The organism is Shewanella ulleungensis, from assembly GCF_014648315.1.
GTDB classification, from domain to species: domain Bacteria; phylum Pseudomonadota; class Gammaproteobacteria; order Enterobacterales; family Shewanellaceae; genus Shewanella; species Shewanella ulleungensis.
Genome location: NZ_BMQW01000008.1, coordinates 173,266 through 199,316, shown reverse-complemented (window position 1 = coordinate 199,316; position 26,051 = coordinate 173,266). Strand labels below are relative to the sequence as shown.

Annotated in this window: 27 protein-coding genes; 17 read left to right on the top strand and 10 right to left on the bottom strand. The window is 43.0% G+C overall.

Going from position 1 to position 26,051, the window contains the following annotated elements; all coding sequences use genetic code 11:
- Window positions 1–178 precede the first annotated feature (178 nt).
- The 3 genes from IEY40_RS15545 (at window position 179) to IEY40_RS15535 (ending at window position 2,436) form a co-directional block, all read left to right on the top strand.
- Window positions 179–664, top strand: coding sequence for a hypothetical protein (locus IEY40_RS15545; protein ID WP_188957742.1), 486 nt, complete (start codon window positions 179–181; stop codon window positions 662–664).
- A gap of 219 nt (window positions 665–883) precedes the next feature.
- Window positions 884–1,333: a hypothetical protein gene (locus tag IEY40_RS15540; RefSeq protein ID WP_188957740.1), complete on the top strand. Its 450-nt coding sequence runs from the start codon at window positions 884–886 to the stop codon at window positions 1,331–1,333.
- 515 nt (window positions 1,334–1,848) lie between these two features.
- On the top strand, window positions 1,849–2,436 hold the full coding sequence (locus IEY40_RS15535; RefSeq protein WP_188957738.1) for a DsbA family protein: 588 nt from the start codon (window positions 1,849–1,851) through the stop codon (window positions 2,434–2,436).
- Window positions 2,437–2,558: 122 nt separating this feature from the next.
- On the opposite strand, the gene IEY40_RS15530 is transcribed toward IEY40_RS15535, so the two are convergent.
- Complete coding sequence (locus IEY40_RS15530; RefSeq protein WP_188957736.1) at window positions 2,559–2,966, bottom strand: MarR family winged helix-turn-helix transcriptional regulator; 408 nt, start codon at window positions 2,964–2,966, stop codon at window positions 2,559–2,561.
- An 8-nt stretch (window positions 2,967–2,974) separates the two neighbouring features.
- Window positions 2,975–4,000 (bottom strand): cation diffusion facilitator family transporter, encoded by a 1,026-nt coding sequence (locus IEY40_RS15525; protein ID WP_188957734.1) that lies wholly within the window; start codon window positions 3,998–4,000, stop codon window positions 2,975–2,977.
- Window positions 4,001–4,295: 295 nt separating this feature from the next.
- On the opposite strand from IEY40_RS15525, the gene IEY40_RS15520 reads away from it, so the two are divergent.
- The 3 genes from IEY40_RS15520 (at window position 4,296) to IEY40_RS15510 (ending at window position 5,852) form a co-directional block, all read left to right on the top strand.
- Window positions 4,296–5,012 (top strand): hypothetical protein, encoded by a 717-nt coding sequence (locus IEY40_RS15520; protein ID WP_188957732.1) that lies wholly within the window; start codon window positions 4,296–4,298, stop codon window positions 5,010–5,012.
- A 91-nt stretch (window positions 5,013–5,103) separates the two neighbouring features.
- Complete coding sequence (locus IEY40_RS15515) at window positions 5,104–5,325, top strand: penicillin-binding protein (protein WP_188957730.1); 222 nt, start codon at window positions 5,104–5,106, stop codon at window positions 5,323–5,325.
- 161 nt (window positions 5,326–5,486) lie between these two features.
- The gene (locus tag IEY40_RS15510) at window positions 5,487–5,852 is read left to right on the top strand and encodes an MmcQ/YjbR family DNA-binding protein (RefSeq protein ID WP_188957728.1); all 366 of its coding nucleotides are present in this window, start codon (window positions 5,487–5,489) and stop codon (window positions 5,850–5,852) included.
- Between the two features lie 93 nt (window positions 5,853–5,945).
- Here IEY40_RS15510 and IEY40_RS15505 read toward each other — a convergent pair whose 3' ends face one another.
- Entirely contained in the window at window positions 5,946–7,154 is a 1,209-nt protein-coding gene (locus tag IEY40_RS15505) for an MFS transporter (RefSeq protein WP_188957726.1), read from the bottom strand.
- A 103-nt stretch (window positions 7,155–7,257) separates the two neighbouring features.
- On the opposite strand from IEY40_RS15505, the gene IEY40_RS15500 reads away from it, so the two are divergent.
- From IEY40_RS15500 to IEY40_RS15485, 4 genes are all read left to right on the top strand, one after another.
- A complete protein-coding gene (locus tag IEY40_RS15500; protein WP_188957724.1) occupies window positions 7,258–8,061 on the top strand; it encodes an AraC family transcriptional regulator in 804 nt (267 codons plus the stop codon).
- A gap of 170 nt (window positions 8,062–8,231) precedes the next feature.
- Window positions 8,232–10,274, top strand: coding sequence for an SEL1-like repeat protein (locus tag IEY40_RS15495; protein WP_188957722.1), 2,043 nt, complete (start codon window positions 8,232–8,234; stop codon window positions 10,272–10,274).
- Window positions 10,275–10,305: 31 nt separating this feature from the next.
- A complete protein-coding gene (locus tag IEY40_RS15490) occupies window positions 10,306–10,713 on the top strand; it encodes an SHOCT domain-containing protein (RefSeq protein WP_188957720.1) in 408 nt (135 codons plus the stop codon).
- An 83-nt stretch (window positions 10,714–10,796) separates the two neighbouring features.
- A complete protein-coding gene (locus IEY40_RS15485) occupies window positions 10,797–11,117 on the top strand; it encodes a hypothetical protein (protein ID WP_188957718.1) in 321 nt (106 codons plus the stop codon).
- An 80-nt stretch (window positions 11,118–11,197) separates the two neighbouring features.
- Here IEY40_RS15485 and IEY40_RS15480 read toward each other — a convergent pair whose 3' ends face one another.
- The gene (locus IEY40_RS15480; protein WP_188957717.1) at window positions 11,198–11,956 is read right to left on the bottom strand and encodes a substrate-binding periplasmic protein; all 759 of its coding nucleotides are present in this window, start codon (window positions 11,954–11,956) and stop codon (window positions 11,198–11,200) included.
- A 457-nt stretch (window positions 11,957–12,413) separates the two neighbouring features.
- Between IEY40_RS15480 and IEY40_RS15475 the strand changes: the two genes are divergently transcribed.
- Window positions 12,414–13,463: a hypothetical protein gene (locus IEY40_RS15475; RefSeq protein ID WP_188957716.1), complete on the top strand. Its 1,050-nt coding sequence runs from the start codon at window positions 12,414–12,416 to the stop codon at window positions 13,461–13,463.
- 24 nt (window positions 13,464–13,487) lie between these two features.
- Window positions 13,488–14,543, top strand: coding sequence for a hypothetical protein (locus tag IEY40_RS15470; protein ID WP_188957715.1), 1,056 nt, complete (start codon window positions 13,488–13,490; stop codon window positions 14,541–14,543).
- Window positions 14,544–14,639: 96 nt separating this feature from the next.
- On the opposite strand, the gene IEY40_RS15465 is transcribed toward IEY40_RS15470, so the two are convergent.
- The 3 genes from IEY40_RS15465 to IEY40_RS15455 are packed head-to-tail and all read right to left on the bottom strand — an operon-like array spanning window position 14,640 to window position 18,727.
- Window positions 14,640–16,943, bottom strand: a complete 2,304-nt coding sequence (locus tag IEY40_RS15465) for a xanthine dehydrogenase family protein molybdopterin-binding subunit (RefSeq protein WP_188957713.1) — start codon at window positions 16,941–16,943, stop codon at window positions 14,640–14,642.
- On the bottom strand, window positions 16,927–17,406 hold the full coding sequence (locus IEY40_RS15460; RefSeq protein WP_188957711.1) for a (2Fe-2S)-binding protein: 480 nt from the start codon (window positions 17,404–17,406) through the stop codon (window positions 16,927–16,929). The genes IEY40_RS15465 and IEY40_RS15460 overlap by 17 nt, the downstream gene beginning before the upstream one ends.
- 19 nt (window positions 17,407–17,425) lie before the next feature.
- Complete coding sequence (locus IEY40_RS15455) at window positions 17,426–18,727, bottom strand: cytochrome c (protein WP_188957709.1); 1,302 nt, start codon at window positions 18,725–18,727, stop codon at window positions 17,426–17,428.
- Between the two features lie 468 nt (window positions 18,728–19,195).
- Here IEY40_RS15455 and IEY40_RS15450 point away from each other — a divergent pair, with 468 nt between their 5' ends.
- Genes IEY40_RS15450 through IEY40_RS15440 form a run of 3 tightly spaced genes read left to right on the top strand, consistent with a single transcriptional unit; the run spans window position 19,196 to window position 21,405 of the window.
- A complete protein-coding gene (locus IEY40_RS15450; protein WP_188957707.1) occupies window positions 19,196–19,513 on the top strand; it encodes a hypothetical protein in 318 nt (105 codons plus the stop codon).
- 33 nt (window positions 19,514–19,546) lie between these two features.
- A complete protein-coding gene (locus IEY40_RS15445) occupies window positions 19,547–19,807 on the top strand; it encodes a hypothetical protein (protein ID WP_188957706.1) in 261 nt (86 codons plus the stop codon).
- Window positions 19,808–19,818: 11 nt separating this feature from the next.
- Window positions 19,819–21,405, top strand: a complete 1,587-nt coding sequence (locus IEY40_RS15440) for a PepSY-associated TM helix domain-containing protein (RefSeq protein ID WP_188957705.1) — start codon at window positions 19,819–19,821, stop codon at window positions 21,403–21,405.
- Between the two features lie 93 nt (window positions 21,406–21,498).
- On the opposite strand, the gene IEY40_RS15435 is transcribed toward IEY40_RS15440, so the two are convergent.
- Entirely contained in the window at window positions 21,499–22,194 is a 696-nt protein-coding gene (locus IEY40_RS15435) for a pirin family protein (protein WP_188957704.1), read from the bottom strand.
- 82 nt (window positions 22,195–22,276) lie between these two features.
- A complete protein-coding gene (locus IEY40_RS15430; protein ID WP_188957703.1) occupies window positions 22,277–22,723 on the bottom strand; it encodes a DoxX family protein in 447 nt (148 codons plus the stop codon).
- Between the two features lie 159 nt (window positions 22,724–22,882).
- On the opposite strand from IEY40_RS15430, the gene IEY40_RS15425 reads away from it, so the two are divergent.
- Entirely contained in the window at window positions 22,883–23,779 is an 897-nt protein-coding gene (locus tag IEY40_RS15425; RefSeq protein WP_188957701.1) for a LysR family transcriptional regulator, read from the top strand.
- A 48-nt stretch (window positions 23,780–23,827) separates the two neighbouring features.
- On the opposite strand, the gene IEY40_RS15420 is transcribed toward IEY40_RS15425, so the two are convergent.
- Window positions 23,828–25,018 (bottom strand): MFS transporter, encoded by a 1,191-nt coding sequence (locus tag IEY40_RS15420; protein WP_188957700.1) that lies wholly within the window; start codon window positions 25,016–25,018, stop codon window positions 23,828–23,830.
- Between the two features lie 149 nt (window positions 25,019–25,167).
- Between IEY40_RS15420 and IEY40_RS15415 the strand changes: the two genes are divergently transcribed.
- A complete protein-coding gene (locus tag IEY40_RS15415) occupies window positions 25,168–26,049 on the top strand; it encodes a LysR family transcriptional regulator (protein ID WP_188957698.1) in 882 nt (293 codons plus the stop codon).
- The last annotated feature ends 2 nt before the right edge of the window (window positions 26,050–26,051 follow it).

The window sequence follows — 26,051 nt, the reverse complement described above, 5'->3', positions numbered from 1 at the left end:
AAGTGCAATTGTTGTCGTGTAGCGGCAACGTAATATAACAAGAACATTAAACGGAAAATTTACAGTTGGCTTTTTTCGTTCCTCAAAAATTTTAGCCAACTATAATTTTCCGCTTATGTAAGCGTTAAATGCCAAGGTGAATATGAACCAGTCACAGTATTATCACGATAGAATTACAATGGCTCTAGATGACTTGCTTAGGTGCCGTCGTTATTGTGAAATGATGTTGAAACTTCCAATTGGAAAAGCATTTACGAATGAAAGAACGATTTACGAATCATTATTTGTTTCATTCGTAGTATCTTATGGTCGTGTATTTACAACATCCAATACTGTCGATCGTTCATTTAAAGAAAGTGTTAGTAATGATTTTGGGCAATTTCGGCAAACAATGATAAAAAAGCAAGATACGGTGTTGGAAAAGTTCCATAAAAGAATAATAGAAAAACGGGATACATCAATTGCACATTCAGATGGGAAATCGAGAAATTACCAGCACTATGGGGACTCTCCCTTGCCTTGTGGGAGCAATCCATTTTACCCGTATGAGCATACTGAAATTGAGCAAGCTATTAAATTAGTCAACAATCTTATAAGTATGGTTGGTGATGAACAAATTAGAGTTGGAAAAGTAGCATTTAGTAAAACCATTTTCTCTAATTGAAATAGCATTTAAAAAGCGCTATAAACGGAACGCCAACAGTTGGCTTAAGCGGGCGTTGAGGCTGTAGAATTTCTCTTTTTATTCAAAAGTAGCCATTTTTTAGGGTTCCAAATGCATTACCTAGTGTCTTAAAAGCGCTTAGGATTGATTTGAGGAGCTCATTTTTTAATTGAATTTGACTGTTAGAGTTATTCTACAGTCTCGTTAAGCATCAAAAATATGGAATATGTAGCGTACAACTATTTTGAAACTCCTAAAGAAGAGGCGATTGATCTTATTGCTTCTGCCTTTGTTCGGCCTGATTTCGAGATATCGAATGCTGGAAAGAACGATCCACCTAAAAAGTTTAAAGGTGGTGTAAACGAGCTTAGTGCTTTAATTAAAGACTGTACTGATCTGACAAATTACACATTCCTCAAAAATCGCAATACAAAAATTGAAGTAACAATTGAAATTCATAACGACCCTCGCTGGGAACACTCGTCATTTTCTATAAGCGGCCCAAACAGAGAGGTAGTTGAAGAGTTGTGCCTCTCACTAAACACCTCAGTTAATTCTTACCTTTGCATTTCAGGTAGTATGGGGCTTGGCTCATCTCAAGAGTGGTCTTTTTTATACAAAAATAGCGCATGCCCTCCATCAATATTGGAGCAAGTGTCAAATGCTTAAACAAGCGCATGTAGTCGGACTGGTTTTCCGCTGCGCTCCAAACCAGCCGCAAATGCGGGCGTTACCGTATATCCGAGAGCTATAGATTCCCTAATGCCTACAGTCAGCTATAAAGCTTGAACCCTAGCTTTATGTTGTCCAAAAATGAGTCTGCAAAAGGTCTACTTTCAGTTGTAATAGAATGACAATTCATCATTATAGCCATCAAGCGTTGTTTCAATTTGTCAGGCTCTGGTTATATCTGTTAGCTAAGCTATTGAAAACTTGAGGCTGCCTATGTCAGGCTTTACTTCCAGCGACACGTCTGTACACAGCACCCATACATTGCGATGAGCTTTTAGTTGTATCTCTGGCGTTAGAGGGGGTTGATCTAGTGAGATAACATTGATTGTTTATTCTTGTTGAATTCTTGTTGACTGACGAGGGTTGTCTTGTCTCTCCCTAAGTGACGGTTGTAGTGACAATATGTGTCAGCCAACATCATTAACCTTAATTGATAGTAGGATTAAACCATTATGACAACACCAATACCTTTGCGCCCAAGCGGCGTACTACGCGGCGATAAAGCGGCTGAAATTACGATAGATGCTTTTGTGGATCTCCAATGCCCCCATTCGCGTGCTATGTGGCCGACGTTGCTTAGCGTGATAAAACACTACGAAAACAGAGCGGTTAGCCTTAAAGTTCATTTAATAACGTTAAGTAATCATCGACAAGCTTGGGACATGAGCCTGGGACTATTTGCGTTAGCGGATGGTGATGCAGATAGATTTTACAGCTTTGCCACCTATTTATATGAACGACAGGATGAGTTTTACAATGCAGCATTTATGCATAAAACTCACCACGATTTACAACAGCTTATTGCTGATAAGGCCGAAGAATGTATGAGTTTAAATCGTCAACAATTTCTCAGTAGAATGAATGACGGTGACATTTACACTTTAGCCAGAACCCCGATTCGCTATGCCGCGACAAAATCGGTATGGGCAACCCCAACTGTTTTTATCAATAATGGCGGTAATGTGCCTATTAATCACCAATCAAGGTTGGCAGATTGGCAACGCATTATTGATCCATTGTTAAGCATTGAAAAAGGGTAAAGCTAGTAAGGGGTAATACATCCATATTTAAACGTTATATAAAATTTAAATATTTGAATATAAAGTTGTTTGTTGTGCTGGTGTTTATCAGCACAGGCATAGCTGTTATGCCTGTGGCAGGGTTAAAACTCTCGGTTCATTTTTTCAAAACAGGTTTTCAGTACGTCGATAGAATGTTGATCTAGATTACGAGTAATGTCTTTTGTCAGCTCTATGTGCATACGATTATGATGTGCATGAAGCTTAGTGCCTTCGCTAGTGAGTCCGACTAATATTGAACGCCTATCGTCTTCGTGTGCCGCGCGATTCACTAAGCCCAAATTGACTAATTTCTCAATTTGTACCGTTAATGTGCCGGTGGTAATACCAAGCCTGTCGGCTAATTCTTTCATTCTCATGGGCCCATGAGAGCCTAACACTTCTATTGTGTGTACCTGCGCCAATGAATAACCGGTATCTTTGACGACAGATTGCTCCCATGAAGATAATTTGTCGTAAAACTCGATAATTAAGTTATTCAAAGAATGCATAAAGGGCCTCAGCAGCGATTCACTTCAATAGTAAAGTGGCTTAGCTTATCAAACTTATGTAAAGCGTGTTTAATTGATTCCGCATTAGCCTCTGTTGAGGTACACACTGCAATTGAAGCAGAATAGTGGTCGGCACTGATTTTCCAGATATGGATGTCAGTCACTTGAGTGTTTTCATCTTCAATCGTGTTAACAATTTCTGCCTGATATGCTTTGTCGATGTTTTCATCTAACAAAATAGGGCTGGTTTGTTTCATCAAGCCTAACGCCCATTTAGTAATAATAACTGCACCGACTATTCCCATCATTGGATCTAACCAATACCAGCCAAGATATTTACCGACTAACAGTGCACAAATAGCTAACACAGAGGTTAATGCGTCTGCTAATACATGGAAATAAGCCGCCTTGAGATTATGATCGTGGCCATTATGATGTTCGTGTTCGTGTTCGTGTTCGTGATGTTCATGGTGTTCGTGTTCGTGTTCATGATGTTCATGATGCTCATGGTTATCGTGATTATGTGCATGATGATTCGCGTGGCTATTATGACTATGATCATGACTGTGGTCGTGTCCATGATGGTCGTGACCTAGAATAAACATACTGGCAATGTTGACGACAAGCCCGATAACCGCCACCAAAATCGATTGATTAAACTGGATGTCAACGGGTGACAACAAGCGATGTAACGATTCGGCTAACATGATGATGGCAACAATCCCTAACGCGATAGCGCTGGTATACCCGCCAAGTACGCCCACTTTGCCCACGCCAAAAGAGAATTTATCGCTTTGCGCATGTTTTCTGGCATAGCTATAGGTGAAGAGTGTGATACAAAAAGCCGCGGCATGAGTGCCCATATGCCAGCCATCAGCGAGCAGCGCCATCGAACCATATAGGGTGCCAGCGACCACCTCAACAGCCATAGTGATGACAGTGATGATAAGTACATACCAGGTACGTTTTACATTTTGCTCGTTAACGGATGCAAAATTGTGGTGGTGGGTATACTTAGCGGCAATATTGTTCATAACATCTTAGTTTGATTATCAAATAATTCTCGATTCTATGTTGTTTGATTATCAAAGTAAATATTTGGTTGAGGTAAACTTATATCTGTATAATTAGTGAGCTATGTTTAAATGATCGCGCCGCTTGTTAATAATCAAATAATAAACCTGCTCAGAGGTTTACTGGATTTTTTGATATAACCTCTATATTGTATTTCTCGTTCAATTTCGATGTGCAGTTAAAAGATAATTCAAGGACTTGTTATCTATGCATTTCGCTTAGGATTGGGCATAAATTATCAACACTGGAGTCATAATGCAGTCTATTAAAATAATTATGTTAGGCATTATAGTGATATTGAGCGGGTGCGCTTCTTACACCACGCCAGGCGGCGGTGTTCAGTTTAGTGAATTGTCCGATACCAATATTCATGAATTAATGTCAAAAGAGCCTGCAGCCGTCTTTCCTGCCAATATCGCCGTCGCCAGAATACAGGCGCCGGCTTATCAATCCTATGCCCTAAGCAGTTTTGGCACTGGGCGGTATAGCGTAGTGACGACCCGAGAAGTCGAGTCCGATGAAGATTTTAATCGGTTGGCTAAAATGCCGAATCTTGCTGGTTTAGCACCATTAAACCGAATTCTTTTACCTACAAACCTCGATTCCATTAGCGCTTTGCGTGAAGCTGCCGCTCGGCTCAAAGCTGATATTCTTCTTATCTACACCTTCGATACTTCCTTCCATGCTGGTGAGCAGAAATTTGCTCCGCTGAATGTTATCTCACTCGGTTTTTTGAAAAACAAACAAGTGTCGGTGACCACCACGGTATCAGCAGCATTTTTTGATGTTCGAACCGAGTATTTATATGGTTTGGCCGAAGCCACCACCAAAGAAAGTAGCAGCGCTAGTGTGTGGAGTACCTCAGATGCGGTAGATGATATGCGAGTGACAACTGAGGCGTCGGCCTTTAAGAAGTTACTGCCTGAAATAGAAAAAACCTGGTTAAACATCGTTTCGCAATATGCAAATTAGCTATTCAATAATGGTATTAAACTCAGTCTTACACGGTATTTTTGATTACTGCACCTAGCGATATATGAAGCCATAAAATAAGGAGTGCAACATGAGTGACAAAATGAGTGAGTCAGCATTACAGGCATTGAAAATTGCGTTTACCTATATGCCAAAAGCAATTGAAGTGACTAAATACGAATATGGTGATAATTACCAAAAAACATTAGATCACATTGAGACCGTTAGGGAGATGTTATTGATAAATGATATCGATCCAGAAGAGGTTTACGGCGACATTAATCCTGAAAGCACGCCTAACTCAACGTATTGATTGCATGATGTTGAGCATGGTTGGAAAGCGCAGTCTATCGTTAAATCTGATGAATGCATTAATTACCACTTCATTGGTGTTTGTTTATTGGCTATGCGCCCAAGGCTCTGATCATAAAGCGAGATCTTTGTTTTGCTAGCATGATAAACGGTGATGAATTTTTGAAGCACAGTGAATTTAATCAATTTTGTGAAGCTTTACCTGCATCAACTTATGTTATGCAATGGGGCTGTTCGCATGTTTGGAAAGTGGCCGGTAAGGTATTTGCGATTGGTTTCACAACTAAAAATGGCGATCCGGCATTTACATTCAAAACCTCACCGCTCAATTTTGAGTTTTTAAAAAATAATGATGGGTATCATCCCGCGCCTTACTTTGCCAGCCGTGGAATGAAGTGGATTCAACAAATTGAAACATCTGGGAGATTAGACGAAGAATTAACCTATTATTTAGCTGAATCCTACCGTATTGTCGCTTCTGCTCTGAGTAAGAAAAAGCAAACTGAATTGGGTTTACGACTAAGTTAGACTTGCAGTTAAGCAAGTCATCTTAAAATGAGTTGCCTCTGCTCACTATGTTGATGAGTAAGCTGTTTGTTCTTATCACCTCATCACCATAAATTACGCCTCGGCAGACTTATTCAGAGTGGTGTTTCTGCCGCCACCGAAGCCGCATAATGCACACAATAGCGCAGCAATAATGCATAACCATAGTGGTGCTTCCCAGCTGCCTGTTGAAGTATGTAGCGCACCTGCCATCATAGGGCCTATCGCCGCTAATAAATAACCGACACTTTGTGACATACCAGAAAGCGATGCCGCTTGGTACGGGTCATCTGTGCGTAAACTAATAAATGATAGCCCTAAGATAAAACAGCCTCCAGAGCAAAATCCTAACATTATCGTCCAGAAAAAAGCCAAGTTAGGCATGTATAACAGTCCGATTGCACTGCCAGCACTGAGCAATCCCAATATAAAGCTCAGCGCACTTTGATCTTTTAACTTAGCCAGTAGCGGTATCAATACTAAGCCGGGCAGTGCGGTCGAGATTTGAAATGCGCCATGATATGCCCCAGCTTCAACTGCTGAGTGGCCCGTATCAGTTAATATGCTTGGCAGCCAGGTTATGATGATATAAGTCAAAAATGAGTTTAAGCCGAGCAACAAGGTCACTTGCCACGCGAGTAAGTAACGCCATACACTTTTTGACGATGGAGTAAATTGCGACATGCTCGCGGGTTTAGTGTGCTTGCCTAATTGTGCTGTCCACACAATCAAACCCGCTACCGTTAACATTGCCGACGAGCCCAATGCCAATTGCCAACCCAAGCCATTAAACTGACTTAGCGGAAATACCAAAGCAGAAAACCCACCGGATGCCATGCCCATAGTGAGGACATAAGCGGAGGTCATCAATGCTACTTTTGTGGCGAAATCCCGTTTGATTAAACTGGGCAACAGCACGTTTGCAATGGCAATACCGATCCCGATAACGGTAGTACCCACATATAACATGGTTGATGAGTCGATAAACCTCGTCAAAATACCTAATAAAATCAGTATTAATGCAGCAAACAAGGCATGTTCTAAGCCTTGCCTTCTGGCAAACATTGCTGCCATTGGTGAGATAATCGCAAAGGCGATAAGCGGTAATGTGGTAATAAATCCAGCCTGTGAACCACTTAAATTAAAGTGATTAATAATTTGATCTAACACAGGTGCAATGCCGGTAAAAGGCGCGCGTAAATTAGCTGCAATCAGTAAGATACCCATCACGAGTAATACACCAGAGAAGCGCGATTGCGGTTTATTATGGATTGGTAATGTCATTTGCTGCTTTAGATTTCACTTAATAATGCTCGACAGTATAAAGATTTGCCAGGCGATATAATTTAGATATAGTGACATTAAATATCTTAAAACAGACAAGTCTATGTTTAAGCCAGTAGGGTGGGACGAGATCAGCAACTTTGAATCGATGCCGCAACCTGTCATCGCTAAAATTGAACAAGCTTGTGCCAGCCATGAAATCCCGTTACACACTCACCCTAAAGGTCAGTTAATTTTTGCTTTGCACGGTTACGTGACATGTGAAGTATCGGCAAAAATGTGGATGGTCCCAACCCATAGCGCTATCTGGATCCCGGCAAATAAACTACACAGTAATCGCGCCTCAGATCATGCACAATTGTGTCATGTGTTTATTAATAGCAATATGCAAGGCATGCCGCAACATACTTGCACCTTGGCGATTACGCCCTTAGTTAAAGAGCTAATGTGTAAGCTGGCAGCGTATGATCAGCACTATGACCTAGCCAGTAAAACCGCGCGTTTGGCTCAAGTGCTATTTGACCAGTTGAGTGACATGCCTATTCAGTATTTAGATGTAGTGTTGTCGAAAAACGTTGTGATTCAGGCTATGAGCCAGCAATTGATAAGTCAGCCGAGTGCCAGGAAAACCTTGCCGCAATGGGCCGATGAGTTTGCATTAACTGAACGCACATTAGCGCGTTTAATCAAAAAAGAAACCGGCATGACATTTGGCAAGTGGCGTACACAAATTGATATTATTACCGCATTGCAAGCGTTATCAAACAAGAAAAGTGTCCAACAAGTCTCTGAATTATTAGGTTATGAGTCAGTCAGCGCCTTTATTACCATGTTCAAAAAAGTCATGAAAAACCCACCAATGAAATACATGAGCGGGTTAAACGTGTCGTCGGTGATGTCGAGCTAAGTTAATGTTTTTTTTCTGGATAAGAAATAATGCAGCTACAAAGATAAGCTCAAGTAAAGTCATTGAAAAGGTATCTTTAAAGTATTGCGACGAATGACTTATCTCCACTGTATTTTTATATATTAAACGTTATGATACGCCAAAGGTTAAATAATCGTTAAAGGAATAACATGTATCGCTTACTTCTCATCCTTATGAGTATTGGCTCGCTCATCTCTTGCGCTTCTACATCGACCAATAATAGTCCGGCTATGACTCCGGCTGAACTTCAATATGGTGACGAACAAATACTGTTAGCACAGTCATACTACAAAGATGACCAACCTGAAAAAGCATTAGCGCTGTATCAACAATTAGCCAAGCAAGGGCACCCAAGGGCTCAGGGAGAACTGGGGTTGATTTATGACATTGGTGTCTTAGGTGTGAGCGAAGACAATGCACTCGCTTTAGATTGGTATAATAAAGCGGCACAGCAAAATGACCCGCAAGCGTTGGTTAATTTAGCCTCGTTCTACCGTATGGGTGAGTTTGTCGAAAAGAATCCCGATACTGCCATTTCTTATTATAAAAAATCGATCAATCTGCAGTTTGCTATGGCAAATTGTGAGTTAGGTTATCTGTATTTAGATGAACCCGATTATCAAGATTTACACAAAGCTGAGCGTTACTTTCTTGCGGGAGCCGAGTCAAAACAAGTTTCTTGTTACTTGGGGTTGGCTTACCTGTATGACTTTGACATAAATGATCAAATAAAGGCTTTTCAATGGTACAAGCTGGCGGCTGACAGTGACTCTGCAATTGCTCAGTACAATATCGCGTTAAAGTATTTAAACGGGGTTGGCACGACCAAAAATATTGCATTAGGAAATGAGTATTTGGCAATTGCAGTCGAACAAAACTTTCCGCTTGCGGTAGGCTATTTGGCTCAAAAATATGATTATGGTTGGGATGTAGCGGAAAATAAATTAGCAGCGGTAGAGCTTTACCATAAAGCGGCAGAATTAGGTGATGCTGACTCTCAAGTCAATTTAGGCTTGATGTATGAAAAGGGTGAACATGTCACCCAAGATATTAATACCGCATTGCAACTTTATACTTTGGCAGCCGATCAAGGTCATCCCATTGCGCTCAATAATATTGCTGCTATTTATTTACGCGGTGACAAAGTTGAGCGAGATTTACAAATTGCACTGCCGTTGTTTTACCAAGCCGCGGCATTAGGTAATCCCAATGCGTTAATTAATTTAGGTACCATGTCGCGCCTTGGCAATGGTGTTGAACAAGACGATAAAAAAGCATTTTTATACTATAAACAAGCCGCCGACTTAGGTTTTACGCCTGCATATTTTCAATTAGGTAAAAGTTATCACCTTGGGATTGGTACAGAAAAAAACGATGAGCTAGCGTTAACTTATTTGTTAGCGTCTACTGAATATGACAAGAGTGCGGCTTTTTATATCGGCATCATTTACTCAAAAAGCCCTACCGTAACGCCTGATTTTGATAAGGCTATTACATATTTTGAAAAGGCGTATGAGCTCGGTCGTCAAGATGCAGCCTCTTACTTAGGCTGGATTTATGAAACAGAAAGCCCTGCACATCATGATTTTGAAAAAGCCGTTTATTGGTATCAACAAAGTCTTTCAACCCCGTACTCTTGCATTCGGCTGGCTCGATTATATTTACAAGGTAAAGGCGTGCCCCAAAATATCGATAAGGGGTTAGCGCTGTATCATGAGTTCGCCAAACTAAAAAAATTCGATATTGATGAGCTTCTTGGCAACTTATATTTTTTTGGTGAAGTCGTCGATCAAGATTATCAACAAGCCCTTTTTCACTATGAGAAGGCGGTCGCCAATAATCAAAGTCAGGCCGCCAATAACCTAGGCGAAATGTACCGTTTAGGCAATGGTGTGGCCAAAGACATTGATAAAGCCATTTCACTTTATCAGGCTTCTATTGAATGGGGTGGCATTGTCTCCATGATCAATTTAGGTGAAATTTATTTAAACGGTGAAGGTGTTGTTGTTGATCGCGATCTTGGTATTAGTTGGTTAACTAAAGCGGCTGAGCGAGGGCAAAATGAAGCTCAATATCTTTTGGGTCAAGATATGATCGCAAATCAACAACAAACTGCTGGTGAGCAGTGGATTAAAAAAAGTGCTGAATCTGGCAATAAAAAAGCCATACAATATCTAACTGAACATCAATAAATACAGATTGACCATTTAATTGGAGTGTTAAATGAGATTGCGCGGAACATCAAAAACCAAAGAGTCTAAGTACAATTCGACTGTTGGCTTGTTTATTAGCATTGGTATGTTGCTTGTTGTGTTTATGGCATTTGATTTCTCTGAGATGCATGGCGCAGGTAAAGTGTTTATGGTTTTTTGGGTGGGTGGAGTTTGCGCTCAAGTTTATCAATCTTACCGAAACTCTATATTTTCAAATAAAAGTCTCCATCATGAAGAGACTGATCATGATTTACAGCTCGAAGATGTTCAGCATCGTCCGTCTGTAAACGTCAAAAAAGGTAATGATTACGCCATAAGGTTACGAGATTTGGAGCAACTCTATCTTGATGGTTTACTCACTACCGCAGAGTATGAAGCTAAGCGAAAAGATATATTAGATGAAGATTGGGGCCGTTAATTTATATTCAGTATCGGCTGATTAATGTTGAGTCAGCTGGAGCGTAGCAAAGGTTTTGTTTTGGTAAGGTGATGGAGATTAGTGTGAGAGTGTTGAATATTTTTTTTAGTGGCGTGTTAATGCTGATGTCATTGTCGGTAACGGCGTCTGAATCACCTATTCGCGATATCAGTGACATTATTTCTAAAGAAGAGTTTTTATCTTATCAAAATGTAGCCGATTTTATTGAGCACTCGCCTAAAGTGACCGAGTTTGTGGCGCCTGAAGCTGATGACATAGAACAATACGGCAGTGATGTGATGAAGACGCTAACAGGATCTGACTGTGATAGAGATGGTAAAATGGACAGCAACCCTGCATGTAATGCGGTTTACTATAAATTGTGGATGAAATATCAACGTTAACCTTTTGCGCATCACCCATCATAATTAAATAGTATGCGTAGACTAACTATTTCAGGCCCTAAACCAATGTCTATAAATGGTTACTTTGTTGGGGGTAATACGGCATTTTGCATGGCGTTAACATCTAATTTCGCTAAACCTTGATTAATAATGTCGCACCATTTTTTACCTTCTTGATTATTGTTAAAAGTGATGTGTAAGGTTTTATCTTGCAGCACTTTTGGGTTAACTTGCAAAAGATGAGTTACCTTAGCGACTTGTGGATCTGACTTTAGATATTGATACACGTTAACGTCCATGATGATGGTATCGATTCGGCCAGCGGCTAGCTTTAAGATATTTTGTTTTTCATCAATGCCGGTTTCAAATTTTTGGCTACCATTAGCAATCATTTCATCTACTTCAACAGTATTAATATAGCCTTTGAGTACCCCTAATTCATATTGATTTAAATCGCTCACCTTGTCCCAAATAATCGGATTATTTTTGCGTTCTATTAACACAATAGGGCTGGCGCCTATTGGGTCTGAAAACAATAATCCATTGGCAGGATTATAGTAGGTTGGGTAATACCCTATAGTTTGGCCTGTTGTCACGCTGCGAGCCGCTCGGTTCCAAGGTAAAACTGCAATCGCAAGTGTGTGATTCTCGAAACTCAATGCTTTGCTAATGATTTGGCTATTGATGCCCTGTTCAGGTAACTCGCTACCCGAAAACGGCGGCCACTCTAGTGTTGAGAGTTCAAGCGTATCGGCCGTGATTTCACTCGATAAACACAATGTGGTTAGGATGATGAAGAGACAATATTGTTTCAGTTTTATTGGTACCGCAGCCATCATTTTCACCAGTCCGTTGTGAGTTAGCTTTGAAGAACATTTTAGTATAAGCATAAATTTTTTATAGTTTCATGGCATTTTTACAGAATGATTAGCTATATAAATCAATCTGTAAGCTTTTTAAAGCCGCCTCCAAATAAAAAATGCTGATGATAAAAATAGTTGGAGTAAAAGCTTAAAACGCCTGTGCCAATGTTGGTACTGGCGATAACGCTCACTTACCGCGAGTGGTAGAAGCTCTTACGTATCCTGACGTTGTCGATTGTAATTAATTCAAACAAGATGCTGATTATTGGGTTTGTTCTGTGTAAATTCTAGTCTTTTTTAGGCTTGCATTGTTTTTTATCTGCTCTATGTTGAGTGCTCAGTTGTAACAAAATGCATGAATGCGATAACAAAAATACAAACAAAAAATAACAATCTGTGTATTGCGGTTGCAGATAAAAAATGAGGACAACCCATGAAAAAATCGATTTTATTGCTGTTAGCTGGCTTATTCAGTGGCGCAGCGCAAGCGGCTGTTGGTGGCTATCCCGTGGTGCTAATCCATGGTTTTCAGCCGGACAACTTGCAAAGTAAACCTACTGGGGGGCAGGTGACGAGTAATGGTGCCGATTATTGGGCGCAGTATTGGCGCGATAGAGCGGACGAGCGTATTGATTGGCCGTCGCAAGAACGCATTGCCAATAAAATTACCAGCCAGTACGTGTGGCCTAAATTACAACAAATGTCGCGCGACGGTACATGCTCCAATGGTTGTGTCTTTGTGACTCACTCAACTGGCGATTTAGTGACTCGATACATTATTGATAACCAAGCCTTATGGTTACAAAATGCCGGCTTGCAGCCGCTTAATATTGTTGCGACATTTGACTTTGCTGGCGCTGGTGGCGGTGTTGAATTAGCTGATTTAGCCGTCAATGTGGCTAACGGTTCAGGTTTAATCAATTCTGCTGTCAAACTCGCAGTATCATTATGGCTTGGCGCTACGCCGTCATCATCTAACATTGGGGTGTTAAATGATTTACGGGTAAATACGGCGCGTCAGTTAGCCTCATTTCCAGATAGTCGTGTGCCACGATTACGTTTTGCTGGCGCAGGGTCGGACTTTTTAGGCGCTACTGGGGCTTTTTTACCGGGCGAAGATGACGGTGTTGTGGCGAGTCATTCAAGCTGTGGCGCCGCTTCAGCAACCAGTTATAACAGTTGTTCACGTGGTGTCGCATTTGACGGTAAGTTAACCTCTGTCGATGGTCCAAGTGCGTTTATGCCATACCACTACCCAATGTTGATGAGTGAAGGCTATAGCCATAACGATACTATTGGCAGTAGCGCTAAAGACGAAGTGACCACGGCCAACAACAGCTCAGCTTATCTAAATGGCGACAATATTAAGTTTACAACCTATGACGAAAAACGCGGCTGGTGGATTTTTAGTTCGCGTTATAGAGTGGTGAGTAATTCAAATAAAACCAGTATGTCGTCATTGGTTTACCAGGCCGCAAATTAATTATCTCTCAGTACGGGCTAATCTATGAAGCATAAAAAAGTTGTCTATGTAGTCGCCTTGCTTGGTGGATGTGCCGGATATTGGTATTTCTCCTCTGAGCCAGCACCTGCGCTGGCTCAGGTTGAAACATCAGCGGTGCAAGCTGTAGTCGCGACCCAACAATCTCAAGTGGTAAAGCCGATGCAGTCTAAGCAAGTTATGGTAAAAGAAACCTTACCCGAGTCGGTGAGCGAGCGTTTTTCGTTGCTTGCTGATGCGTATGCAGAAGAACTTACTCTGCCAGCATATTCAGTGCCGTTAAGTGTTAACGATGAGCATCTTTTAAATCCTAATCAGTATGTGGCGCAACCTGTGATGCTAGAGGGTGGTGCTAGTGCCAGTATTGTGATGCCTAAATATCGCTTTAGTTTTCCTGAGCCTGTGATCATCACATTAGAAGTTGATGGCCTAACTGTAACGGGAGTCAGTGCCGCTCTTCAAAGTGAATTGTCTGCCAATACCGAAGTGTTAGCTAAAGGAGATATGGCCGACCAAAATGGAAAGTGGACTGTAAAACTTGATGCCACTGAGGAGTGGGATGGGCCGATGGAAGTTAATGTGACATTTAGTGCTAAAGGTAAAAAGCAGACCTTAACCACTGGGATTGAATATAGTTACCCTACCGCGACGATTACCGGTATCGGTGAAGTACGAGCTGAAGGGAGTGATATGCTCATTCCACTAAAAATAACAGTAGAGAAAGCAGGTTATTATCGAGTAAGAGCTAATTTATACACGACAAATCAGCAGCCTGTAGCACTGTTAACCGCATCGAAAAAATTGTCTGAGGGCGCGGTTGAAATGGATCTCAAAGCTTATAAGGGCGTGTTGCCTAAGCAAGATGGTGAGTTTACTCTTGGGAGTTTTGTACTAGAGCGTCGACCCGCTGTACCTGGTGAGTTAACACGTTATGGTCGCAGTAATGAACCCAGTTATGACTTAGGCGAATTTGCCGTTGAGCAATTGTCTGACGAACCTTGGCAGCCTGATGAGCAAGAAATACAGCGTTTAGAGTTTTTGCAAAAAATGGCGACCCCATGAATCTATTTTACGTTGTGGGGTGAAGATTACAGAGTAAATAAAAAGCCCAGTTACCTAGGTAACTGGGCTTTTTATTTATAGTGTCACATGAAAGTATTATGCGTTTGTGAGTTTGCTTTTTAGCTCGTCTGGCTTCATTGGTAGTTTGCGTAAACGCACACCCACCGCATTATAAATTGCGTTGGCAATGGCTGGCGCAACTGGTGTTACTGCGGGTTCACCTAAGCCTGACGGTGGCTGAGTACTCGGAATAAACTCAATCTTTATCTCTGGCGTTTGGCCGATACGTAATGGTGTATAAGTATCAAAGTTTGAGTCTTTATACTGGCCGTTAAGTAGTTCGGTACCTTCATGAATCGCCATTGATAATCCCCATAATGCTGCGCCCTGACATTGTGCTTCAGCGCCATTAGGGTCAACAATAATCCCAGCATCAATCGCAATATACAGTTTTTGTACATCAATGCTGCCACGGGCTTTGTCTACATGCACTTGAACAGCGCAAGCCACCCAGGTTGGCATATCGCGTTCTTGACCAAAGGTAGAGGCAATGCCCAAACCGGTGTTTTCAGCTTGTGGTTTGCCCCATTCAATCATTTCTGCGACTTTCTTCAGTACGACAGCTTGACGTGCAGCGCCGCCGGCAGCCACTGGAGTGGTGCCTGCGTTACGGCCTTCGGCGATCAACATGTCTAGACGGAACTGTAGTGGATCTTTTCCGGCATGATGCGCGGCCTCGTCCATAAAGCTTTCAACCGCCCACCCGGTCCAACCCGGCCCCACTGAACGCAACCAGCCTGGTCTAAAGGTGGCAATGGCTAAATCGTTAGACACCGCCCGTACTTTTTGTGCGCCTACGCTGTACCAGTGGTCGGCACCTGCAATTGAGAACGGATCAAATGGCTGACCATTAACCCCTTTTGGCATAAAGCCTGGCGCGAGTACTTGTGTTGGCCAACCTGCAGTCGCGTGATGTTCCATCGCGGTAACGGCTTTTTTATCATTGAACGCCATTTTTAACTGCTGCACTGACGCAGAGCGCGCACTGTCAAACAACATATCTTGCGGACGCATCATCACCATTTTGACTGGCTTACCACCTAATGCTTTAGAGGTGAGTGCAGCAGGAATCGTGTAGTCGCCGTTGAGTCTGCGGCCAAAACCACCACCTAGCATGTAGCTACGGATAACAATGTTGGCCTCATCTTCACCTAGTGCTGTCGCGAGTACAGGCAAAGTAAGTGACTGCCATTGACATCCTGAATGCACTTCCCAAATACCATCTGGATTTTTAAATACCAAGGCATTTAACGGCTCCATTTGCGCATGTAGTACTGTGCTAGTGATATATTCTTCAGCAATGGTGCTTTTTGCACTGGCAAAAGCAGGTTCTGTTTCAACATTACCTGTGTCTAAAATGCCGCCTTTACTGGCGTCGCTGAGTAACTTTTTACCATGGGCAATAATATCGGCTTCAGACACATTCGCAGTTTCGCCTGCATTCCAGGTCACTTTGACTAATTTTGAGGCCTTTTGTGCGGCGGTAAAGCTGCTGGCGATAACCATTAACCAACCTGGTACGCTGCCACTGGCATCATCTAACACGATAGTTTGCTGATAACCTTTAACGGCTTTGGCTGCAGAGTCGTCAAACTTAACCACTTTGGAACCATAACGAGTTGGTGGCAAAATTGGGTTGGCGTACACCATGCCATCGACTTTGGCGTCGATACCAAATACGGTTTTACCATTAGTTTTATTGGCGATATCAAGTGAGGTTACTTGTTGACCAACTAATTTAAGGTCTGCGTTTGGTTTAAGCGGCAGTTGCTTGAGTTCTTCTTCGGTAAATTGACGGGTTAAGCCCATTTTGACCAATTCGCCAAACGACAATTCGCCTTTGTTTGATACGATTTTACCGTTACTGGCTTTACAGTCAGCAGGGGCAATGCCCCATTTTTTAGCGGCAGCTTCAATTAATGCAGTACGACCAGCAGCACCCGCTTGGCGATATACTGGCCAGCTTTGTGAAATAGACCAACTACCACCCGTGACCATGTAACCCCAACGTGGGTCGCTGTCTACGTGGATAATTTCAATATCGTCCCACGAGGCTTCAAGCTCATCAGCAAGAATACGCGCAATAGCTGTACCTACATGTTGTCCCATTTCTGAGCGCATAATGTTGACTTTAATTTTGCCTGCGGTGTCGATTGAGTACCACAAAGACGGCTCATAAATATCGCCTTCAGTTGGTAATACTTTGCCGTCTGGACTGGCAGGGTCCATGGCCGCCATCAAGTGGCGTGGAAAGCCAAAGCTGACGCCAACCGCTGTCATGGCAATTAAAAAACCGCGGCGGGTCATGCCAGCCGATCCTCGTTTAGGCAGTCTGCTCATCGTTGCTCTCCTTGATTGAGTTTGCGGCTTCATGAATAGCACTACGGATACGCACGTAGGTCATACAGCGACATAGGTTTCCGCCCATTACGGCATCAATGTCTTTATCTGTAGGCTCTGGGATGTCTTTTAATAATGCAGCGGCTTGCATTATTTGCCCCGACTGGCAGTAGCCACACTGTGGTACTTGCAGCTTTTGCCAAGAAATTTGCAAAGGGTGGTCGCCCTTTTCTGATAGGCCTTCAATCGTAGTAATTTCAGCGCCTTCAACTGATGATATAGGGGTAATGCATGAACGTGTTGCACGGCCACCCACATGTACGGTACATGCACCGCAGGTGCCAATGCCACAACCAAATTTGGTGCCGGTCATGTCGAGTTCATCGCGGATAACCCACAGTAGCGGGGTGTCGCTTTCTACGTCGGCAGTCATCGGTTTGCCGTTTAAAATAAATTTTGCCATTGGTCACTTCTCCAGTGAATTAGTGCTCAAATCGGGGTTGATTACGGATCTCGCCCACTTTCTGTTGTAGTTTTGGCCAGGTGTTTTCCCCAGCTGATTGACGCAAATATGCTGCAATTGCGCTAATGTCTTCATCACTCAATGCACCTCGAAAACCGGGCATTACAATACCGCTGATCCCTTGATCTGCTCTGACGCCATCGAGTATTACGTTGATAAGGTTAGTTGGATCATCTAAATGTGTTGCAGAGCCAATCGTCAGTAGTGGTCGGCCTTTTACGAGCTGGTCGCTACTGTAGTGACAGGCTTGGCATGCTGTGGCATATAGGCGTGCTCCTTCATCGACTTGGTGATTAGGCTGAGTATGCTGCGCGGCGATGGCAGCTTGTAAGGTTGTGTTCGTGTCTGGCTCGTCTGTATCGTTAGTGCGCGCAAGATCGCCAAAGTAGCCACTGATGGCTTGCATGTCGCTGTCTGGCAATGCTGATAAACCTTTGTGCATTACAGGTGCCATAGGACCTGCGGCGCTACCGTGGTATGGCGAATTACCTGTGGTGAGATACTCATAAAAGTCTTGCGAACGCCACGGAATAGGTGAGGTACTTGTTGAGGTTAATGATGGTGCTATCCAACCGTCGATTGGTGCTCCTTGATACATTTTACTATATTGCTCACCGCCTAATGCATTACGTGGAGTATGGCATGCACCACAGTGGGCGATGCCTTCAGCAAGATAAGCGCCGCGATTCCACTCTGCAGATTTAGCACTATTTGGCTGAAATGAGTCGGTATCGGCAAAGAGCAATTTCCAACCTGCTTGTAGCATGCTGATATTAAGCGGGAACGGAATACCATTGTCTTTTTTGACTTGGTTTATCGCCGGTACTGACGTCATGATATAGGCATAAATTGCGGTAATATCATCGTCGGTCATTTTATTAAAATGCTCATAAGGAAAGGCTGGCAGTAAATGGTGGCCATCGCGGCTCACGCCTGTGCGCATTGCACGCATAAAGGCTTCTTCTGACCAATTACCAATACCGGTTTCCACATCTGGGGTGATATTGCTTGAATAAATGGTGCCAAACTCCGTATGCATTTCGTAGTTACCGGCATAAGCAATACCGCCTGGTGGCGTATGACAAGTGCTACAGTAACCTGCAGCGGCCAAGGTTTTACCTTGTGCGATAACCTCTGGAGAATAGCTATTAATTGTTGAAGAGGTGACAGGATCTATCGCGGGTTGCCAAGCATAAATAATAAATAAGCCTAGTCCTACAATGGCAGCGCCAGAAACGCTGTAAACGATGCGTTTTAGCATATTACATTGCCTTATTTTTTAAGTGAAAATGATATAAAAGAAGGGAATATCTCATCGCACATTCCCTGTAGTAATCTCGGCTTAATATTTAAGCTTAGCAATGCATATCGCTTTGTCCAGCTATAATATTAACCATTTATTAGATTAAAATAATACAGCATATTTAGCTGAGAATACATGGCATTTAATGGTCGCAGCAAACATGTTAATACTTTGTTTAATAATCGATTTTTTTATTTTTAGCATGTTGCCCTAATCTGCGGAGTTAGCTGCATTATCCTTTAGTTGAACATTCAATCAATTTGGTTATTATCGACATTAACGTCTCACTACGCTATTCGATGTTGGTCTAGCGTTATAACGCTTTACTCTATGTTTACTTTCACTTTGACATTATCTACTTGTATTTAACCGATCAATTTACGATAATGTAAACTATTATCATTTGCATTAGCGGATTAGCTAAATATGGAACTCATTAGCGTTTCTTCTTTATGGTTAGGGTGTTTGTTTGCTTATTTGGCGTCTGATAAACAGCAACTTATTAGCCTACCATTACCTAAACTACTCGCGTGGAGCCTAGGCTTTGCAGCCATGCTATTTGCTGTATGGGGCTTTAGCCATACTTACAGTTTGCTGGTGGCTTGCTTGTTGGTTGTTATTTGTGTGATGACCATGTGGATAATGATGGTGTTGCTAGCGGCACACTTCAAAGGCCGCAGCATGTGGGTGAGTTCATTAGGCTTCGCCTTATTTGTCAGTATTATGTTGGTTGGCGTTAAATAACCCGTTGCACAGGATTCAATAAGGTAAAATCAAATGTGGTTAAAGTCGCTTGCAGCTTTTGTCTGGGGGTTATTACTGGCCGTCTGCCTCGTGTTATTAGTGTTTCGTTTATTGCCGTTGGGTGTAGATACAAAACTGTTGATTGGCATGCTGCTTGGCTTTTGCTTATGGGTTACGGTGATGGCGTATTGCTACAGTCGCAATACCGCTAAAGCCGCCAGTATTGTATGTGGTAAATGGTTTGCCGTAACTGCCGTTGCCAATGTGTTGTTGTTTTATATTCCTGTTTATTAATGAAGTCTTCAATGAATCCTCGCGCTCACTCCCCACATAAAGTGATTAAAAACCTCGTCGAAGCTCACAGCTGGCTTGGACTGATCATTTCGCCATTATTGTTTATCGTATTTTGGGCAGGTGCAATTACGCTGTTCCATGATGAAGTCGCACAGTGGGCCATTACGCCACATCACCCAGTGCAAAGTAGTCAACAAGATTTACCACTTGCAACCTTAGTCGAACAAAAGCAGGCTGAATATCCGGTTGATCAAAATGGGCGTTTTCGGATTAACATGCCCACTGAACTTGTACCTTATTATATTTTCTATATGGAGATTGTTGATGATTTAGCCGAAAACGGTCGTCAGTCTTTGGCTATTTTGGTCGATCCTAAAACCGGTGAAACCGTTGCTGGCAAAGATGACTTTTTACTATCGCAATTTATTTATCGACTGCATTACAACCTACATTTACCCGGCGGAAGCTATCTCATCGGAATTGTTACATTAGTCTTTTTGTTTGCCCTGGTCTCAGGGGTATTTATTCATGCACGTAAACTGTTCAAGCACTTTTTTCAGTACAGAGTTGATAAGCAGCGGCGCGATAATCTATTAGATTTACATACTGTGGTGGGCGTCATGACGCTGCCGTTTACCTTAATGTATGCCTTGAGCGGTTTAGTGCTTAATTTAGCCATTGTGTTTCAATTGGCGTTTGCGATGTTTATTTATCAAGGCGATCAACAGGCTTTGTTTAATGATGCAGGCTTTAAGCGAGTCGTTGAGCCTCGCAGCCAAACTCCAATGGCGATGGATAATGCTTTTAAGTTGATTGAACAAACGCGGCAGCAAGACAATTTTGAATTGCGCAATGTTATTTTTCATCATTACGGCGCCGATAACGCACTAGTACAAGTGCGCGGCAGTGATACAGCCCGTTTCGGCCAACGTGACGAAGTGACTTATCGTATTGCTAATGGTGCCGTAGTCGATAAGGTCAATGCCGAACAATACAACGTATTTCGTCAGGGACGCGATGTGTTAGTGACGCTGCATTTTGGTGATTTTGCCGGTATGGATGTACGTATTTTATATTTCCTTTTAGCCATGGCCATCAGCGCGATGATTGTTGCAGGTAATATGTTGTGGATTAATAAACGTCGCGCGCAACGTCACGCTTCGCCGCGAAGCATTGCTATTGCAAGCGCCATAACTATGGGCGGATGTGGTGGTATTATTGTGGCGACAGCCGTTGGCTTTTTATGCGAAAGACTACTGCCTGCAACCTTAACAGCCCGCGGAGATTGGCTTGTTGCCTGCTTTGTAGTGACTTTGTTAGTGACCATGTTAGTAAGCATTAACATTAGCAATATTAAACGTCATATTAGCCGCTTATTATTACTCACCAGCGCGCTATTATTAATGACGTTAACGGCCGATTGGCTGATGTTTTCTGAGCAGATTATTACCCTGTGGCAAAACGGTTTTACCGCAGTGATAGGCGTGCAAGTGGCGATGGGCTTAATGGCCGCTATTGGCGTATGTAGTGCGTTAAAGCTGAGAGATCAGAAGCACGTTAATTCCTCCGATAATATTTGCCACCCACTTATTAATTAAATACTTAAATGCGTAATAGCTTAGATGTTTTACGCGTAATAAATAGACTGTAGCTTGCGATATTATTATCACAGGCTACAGATTTTTCTTGCGCTAAGGTAAATCAAATATTAATGAAATAGACTGGTCGTCTTGAGTGTTTTTTAAGGTAATAGTCTGACGATCAGATATTTTAGCGCCATCACCGCCCGCGAGTATTTCAGATTCGATCTGCAGCCCACCTGCAACTTGATGTACATAGACTTTTCGCCCAGCTGAAATCGTGTAAGTCAGCTCTGTATGTGGTGCTAAAATCAATTGTGACAAGGTCGCATTCTGCTTGATCTGCAAGGTGCCATTTTCACCTGTTGGCGTGGCAATAGTGGTTAACCCTAATGCTTGACCAAAGTTTTTTTGCTGATATCCCGGTGCATTACCTAAGGTGTTAGGCTGGATCCAAATCTGTAAAAAGGTCAATGGGTCGATTTTAGATGCATTGTATTCACTGTGGCTAATGCCGCTACCCGCTGACATCAGCTGGAACTCTCCTGCGGGCAATATCTCAACATTACCTTCACTGTCTTTATGGGCAATTGAGCCTTGCAGCACATAGCTAATAATTTCCATGTCGCGATGACCATGAGTGGCAAAACCTGCGCCGGGGGCTACTGTGTCATCGTTAATCACTCGCAAGGCGGAAAAGCCCATATGCTGTGGGTCATAATAACTGCCAAATGAGAAACTGTGCTTGCTGTCTAACCAACCAAAGTTGGCGGTGCCACGCTCGTTTGCAGGACGTAAAGTGATCATGATGTTCTCCTAAAGCTCAATATAAATGTTTATACCAATCAGATCTTTGTTCTAATCTGATTGGTATTCATCGCAACTCGGGTTACTTAGTCAATCGAGTCGTAATCGCGTTATCGATGGCCAGTTTGCCTGAACCAGATAAGGCCAGTGACACGCTTACCGCTAATAATGCCAAGGCATACTCATAACCGTTGTTAGACATAAATAAACCGTTGCTTAGGTGAACACTGGCAATGGCAATCACCATGGTAAAAGCAAGTGCAGCAGCGGCTGGGCGAGTCAGTAAACCCAGTAGAATGAAGAGACCGCCAACAAATTCAGCACTGCCCGCTAGAAAAGCCATTAACACACCAGGCTCCATTCCCATTGACGCCATCCATTGACCGGTTCCCTCCAGACCGTAACCGCCAAACCAGCCAAATAATTTCTGGGCGCCGTGGGCCATAAATATAATCCCCACAGGCAAGCGTAATGCTAATGTGCTAAAGCCTGCTGTAGAGTGTGTTAGGCGTTTAATGAGAGCTTTCATGGTATGTATCCTCAATATTTTTAAATGATTCAATGATGGCTAATAAAGACTGATTTAGCCTGTCTCAGCGATTGATAATAAGTATATTGAGACTTGATTGAATAAAAAATCGGAATAAACTGAGTTGTTAGTTCAAATTTTTTGAATAAGGATTGATTCATGCACCATGCCATTACCATTGATGCTCTTCGCGCATTAGACGCCATCGAGAGAAAGGGCAGTTTTGCTGCTGCGGCGTCATCCTTGTATCGAGTGCCATCAGCATTAACCTATACCATCAAAAAACTTGAAGACGATATGGGCACAGCTTTATTTGACCGCACAAAGCAAAGAGCACAACTGACTCCAGCAGGCAAAATTGTGCTGGAGCAAGGACGTCAGATTTTACTGGCGACTAATCGGCTGATTGATTCCGTGCAGCAGTTAGAGTCTGGTTGGGAAGCCGAAATTAGGTTGTCGCGCGATACGGTGATCCCGCAAGCGCCGCTGTTTGAGTTAATAGAGCAATTTAACCAGCTCGAACATTCGGTAGACATTACGATAGATGTTGAAGCTGTCGGTGGTGGTTGGGATGCGTTGCACAGTCGCCGTGCCGACATTGTAATTGGCGCTTCTGGCGAGTTACCTCGAGGTGTATTTAAAACCCATAAAATAGGTGAGATCGAGTTTGTATTTGCGGTAGCACCACATCATCCATTGGCATTTGTCGATGGTGTATTAGAAGCCGACAAGCTTACAGAATATGCCTCGGTGGTGGTAGCCGATACGGCGCAAGTGTTACCCACCCGCAGCAGTGGTCTGTTTAAAAGCAAGCAAGTGATTAAAGTGAACACCATGGAAACCAAAATAGCTGCCCAGCGCCAAGGTTTGGGGATTGGTTTTTTACCGCGGCACATGGTGCAAGGTTACTTTGATAGCGGTGAGTTGATTGAAAAACAATGCTCAATTCCACGACCTAACCAGAGTTTGTATCTTGCCTGGCATAAAGAGCATCAAGGCCGCGGATTTGAGTGGTTTATTGAACACTTGCCTAACATTGATTGGGGCTTGAGTTAGAAGCACTCAAGGGCATAGACTTATACCCTTGAATGAACGATCTCTAGCTTATGCCGCTGCCCGAGATACCGCAGCGCTATTGGTTTTATTGTCTAGTGAGCCACTGTAGCGTGTTAACGCTAATGCCAATAATACAATCACCGCGCCGACCCATGGGGTATGCATTAAGCCAGCTTGTTCAACAATGATTCCGCCGCCCCATGCGCCTAATGCTATGCCCACATTAAACGCGGCAATGTTAAGGCCAGATGCCACATCCACCGCATTAGGTGTATGTTCTTCTGCTAGTTTAACCACATAAACTTGTAAACCCGGTACATTACCAAATGCAAATGCGCCCCACACCAAAATGGTGATAACCGCTGCAATAGGGTTAACCGCAGTAAAGTTAAATACCACTAAAATAGCGGCTAAACCGATAAAGATAATACTCAGCGCTTTGATTGGGCCTAATTTGTCGGCCATTTTACCGCCCCAAATATTACCGATAGCCACCGACACGCCGTAAACCAACATAATTAGACCAATCGCGTGAGACTCAAAACCAGACACTTGCTCTAAAATGGGCGCTAAAAAAGTAAACGCGACAAAGGTGCCACCGTAGCCCAATGCGGTAATGGCATACACTAATAATAAGCGTGGTTGAGTTAACACGTTAAGTTGAGCTGATATTTTAGTGGCCGCAGGTTGCTGTAAATTGTTTGGCACCAATAAACTACTGCCTATCAGTGCAATAAGACCTAACAGCGCCACAGTTAAAAAGGTGGCTTGCCAACCAAATGTTTGGCCAATATAGGTACCCAATGGCACGCCTGTCACCAATGCCACTGTTAAACCAGTAAACATGATTGCTATAGCGCTAGCGGCTTTTTCTTTGGGCACTAATCCAGTCGCAATAGTTGAGCCAATAGAGAAAAACACGCCATGGGCTAGGCCTGTGATTATGCGCGCGACAATTAAGGTTTCATAGCCGGGGGCTTGCCAGGCCAATACATTACCTGCAACAAATAGTGCCATAACGGTTAATAACACGTGTTTACGATTCCATTTACCTGTTAATGCCGTTAATACCGGTGCACCAATGGCAACACCTAGAGCATACAAGCTAACCAGTAAGCCTGCTGAGGGTAATGAAACATTAAGGTCTTGAGCCATGGTGGGCAGTAATCCCACAATGACAAATTCGGTGGTACCGATGGCAAAGGCGCTTAGCGTCAATGCGAGTAGGGCTAACGGCATGATGTGTTCCTCAATTTCAATAAGATGAATGTGTGTTGCTTAATGCTGGCTATTATTCACGGTAATTTAGTTGTAAAAAACAGTGTCTTTAACAAATGATATTTGTGTAAAATGAATGTAATTAAGCAGTGCGTTAACCCGAGGTGTGTATGCTGACTCGCTCAGATGATCTTGATATTTTATTAACTGTGGTCGACAGTGGCGGCTTTTCTGCGGCGGCGGATACGTTAAATATTCAGGTGGCGCGCGTGTCGCGGGCTGTGAGTAAAATTGAGCAGCAACTTGGGGTGACCATATTAAACCGTACCACTCGGCGTATTGAGCTGACCGACGAAGGCAGGCAATTTGTTGAGTCAGTGAGAACGGGCTTACTGCAATTACAACGGGCAGAAGATGAGCTAGTGAGCCGAGGTGAATTACCGCAAGGGCGATTGCGTGTTGATGCCGCTAGCCCATTTGTGTTTCATCAGTTAGTGCCACTCATGAACGATTTTAGGCAAGCATATCCAGATATTACGCTAGAACTCACCTCTAACGAGGGTTATGTCGATTTACTTGAAAAACGTACTGATGTGGCGATTCGTATTGGTAAATTAAACGACTCCACCTTGTATGCCAGGCCATTAGGTAAAAGCGCCTTACACATCGTTGCTTCACCAGCCTACATTGCCCACCGAGGCGCGCCGCAAAAAGTGGCCGACCTAAGTAACCATGAGCTGTTAGGTTTTACTGAGCCAAAAGTGCTTAACCAATGGCCGGTAAAAGGCCGCGAGGAAATTACGCCGAATATCAGTAGCAGTAATGGTGAAACGCTGCGCCAACTGGCATTGAGCGGTAATGGTATTGCGTGTTTGTCGGGCTTTATGATTAACGACGATTTAGCCGCTGGGCGATTAGTTAGCTTGCTCAATCACGACAAAATTAATGTCGCCGATCGCGAGCAAGTTAATGCGATGTATTACAAGTCATCCACCGTGGCACGCAGGATCTCGGCATTTATTGAATTTATTCAACCCAGATTAACCCTGTAATC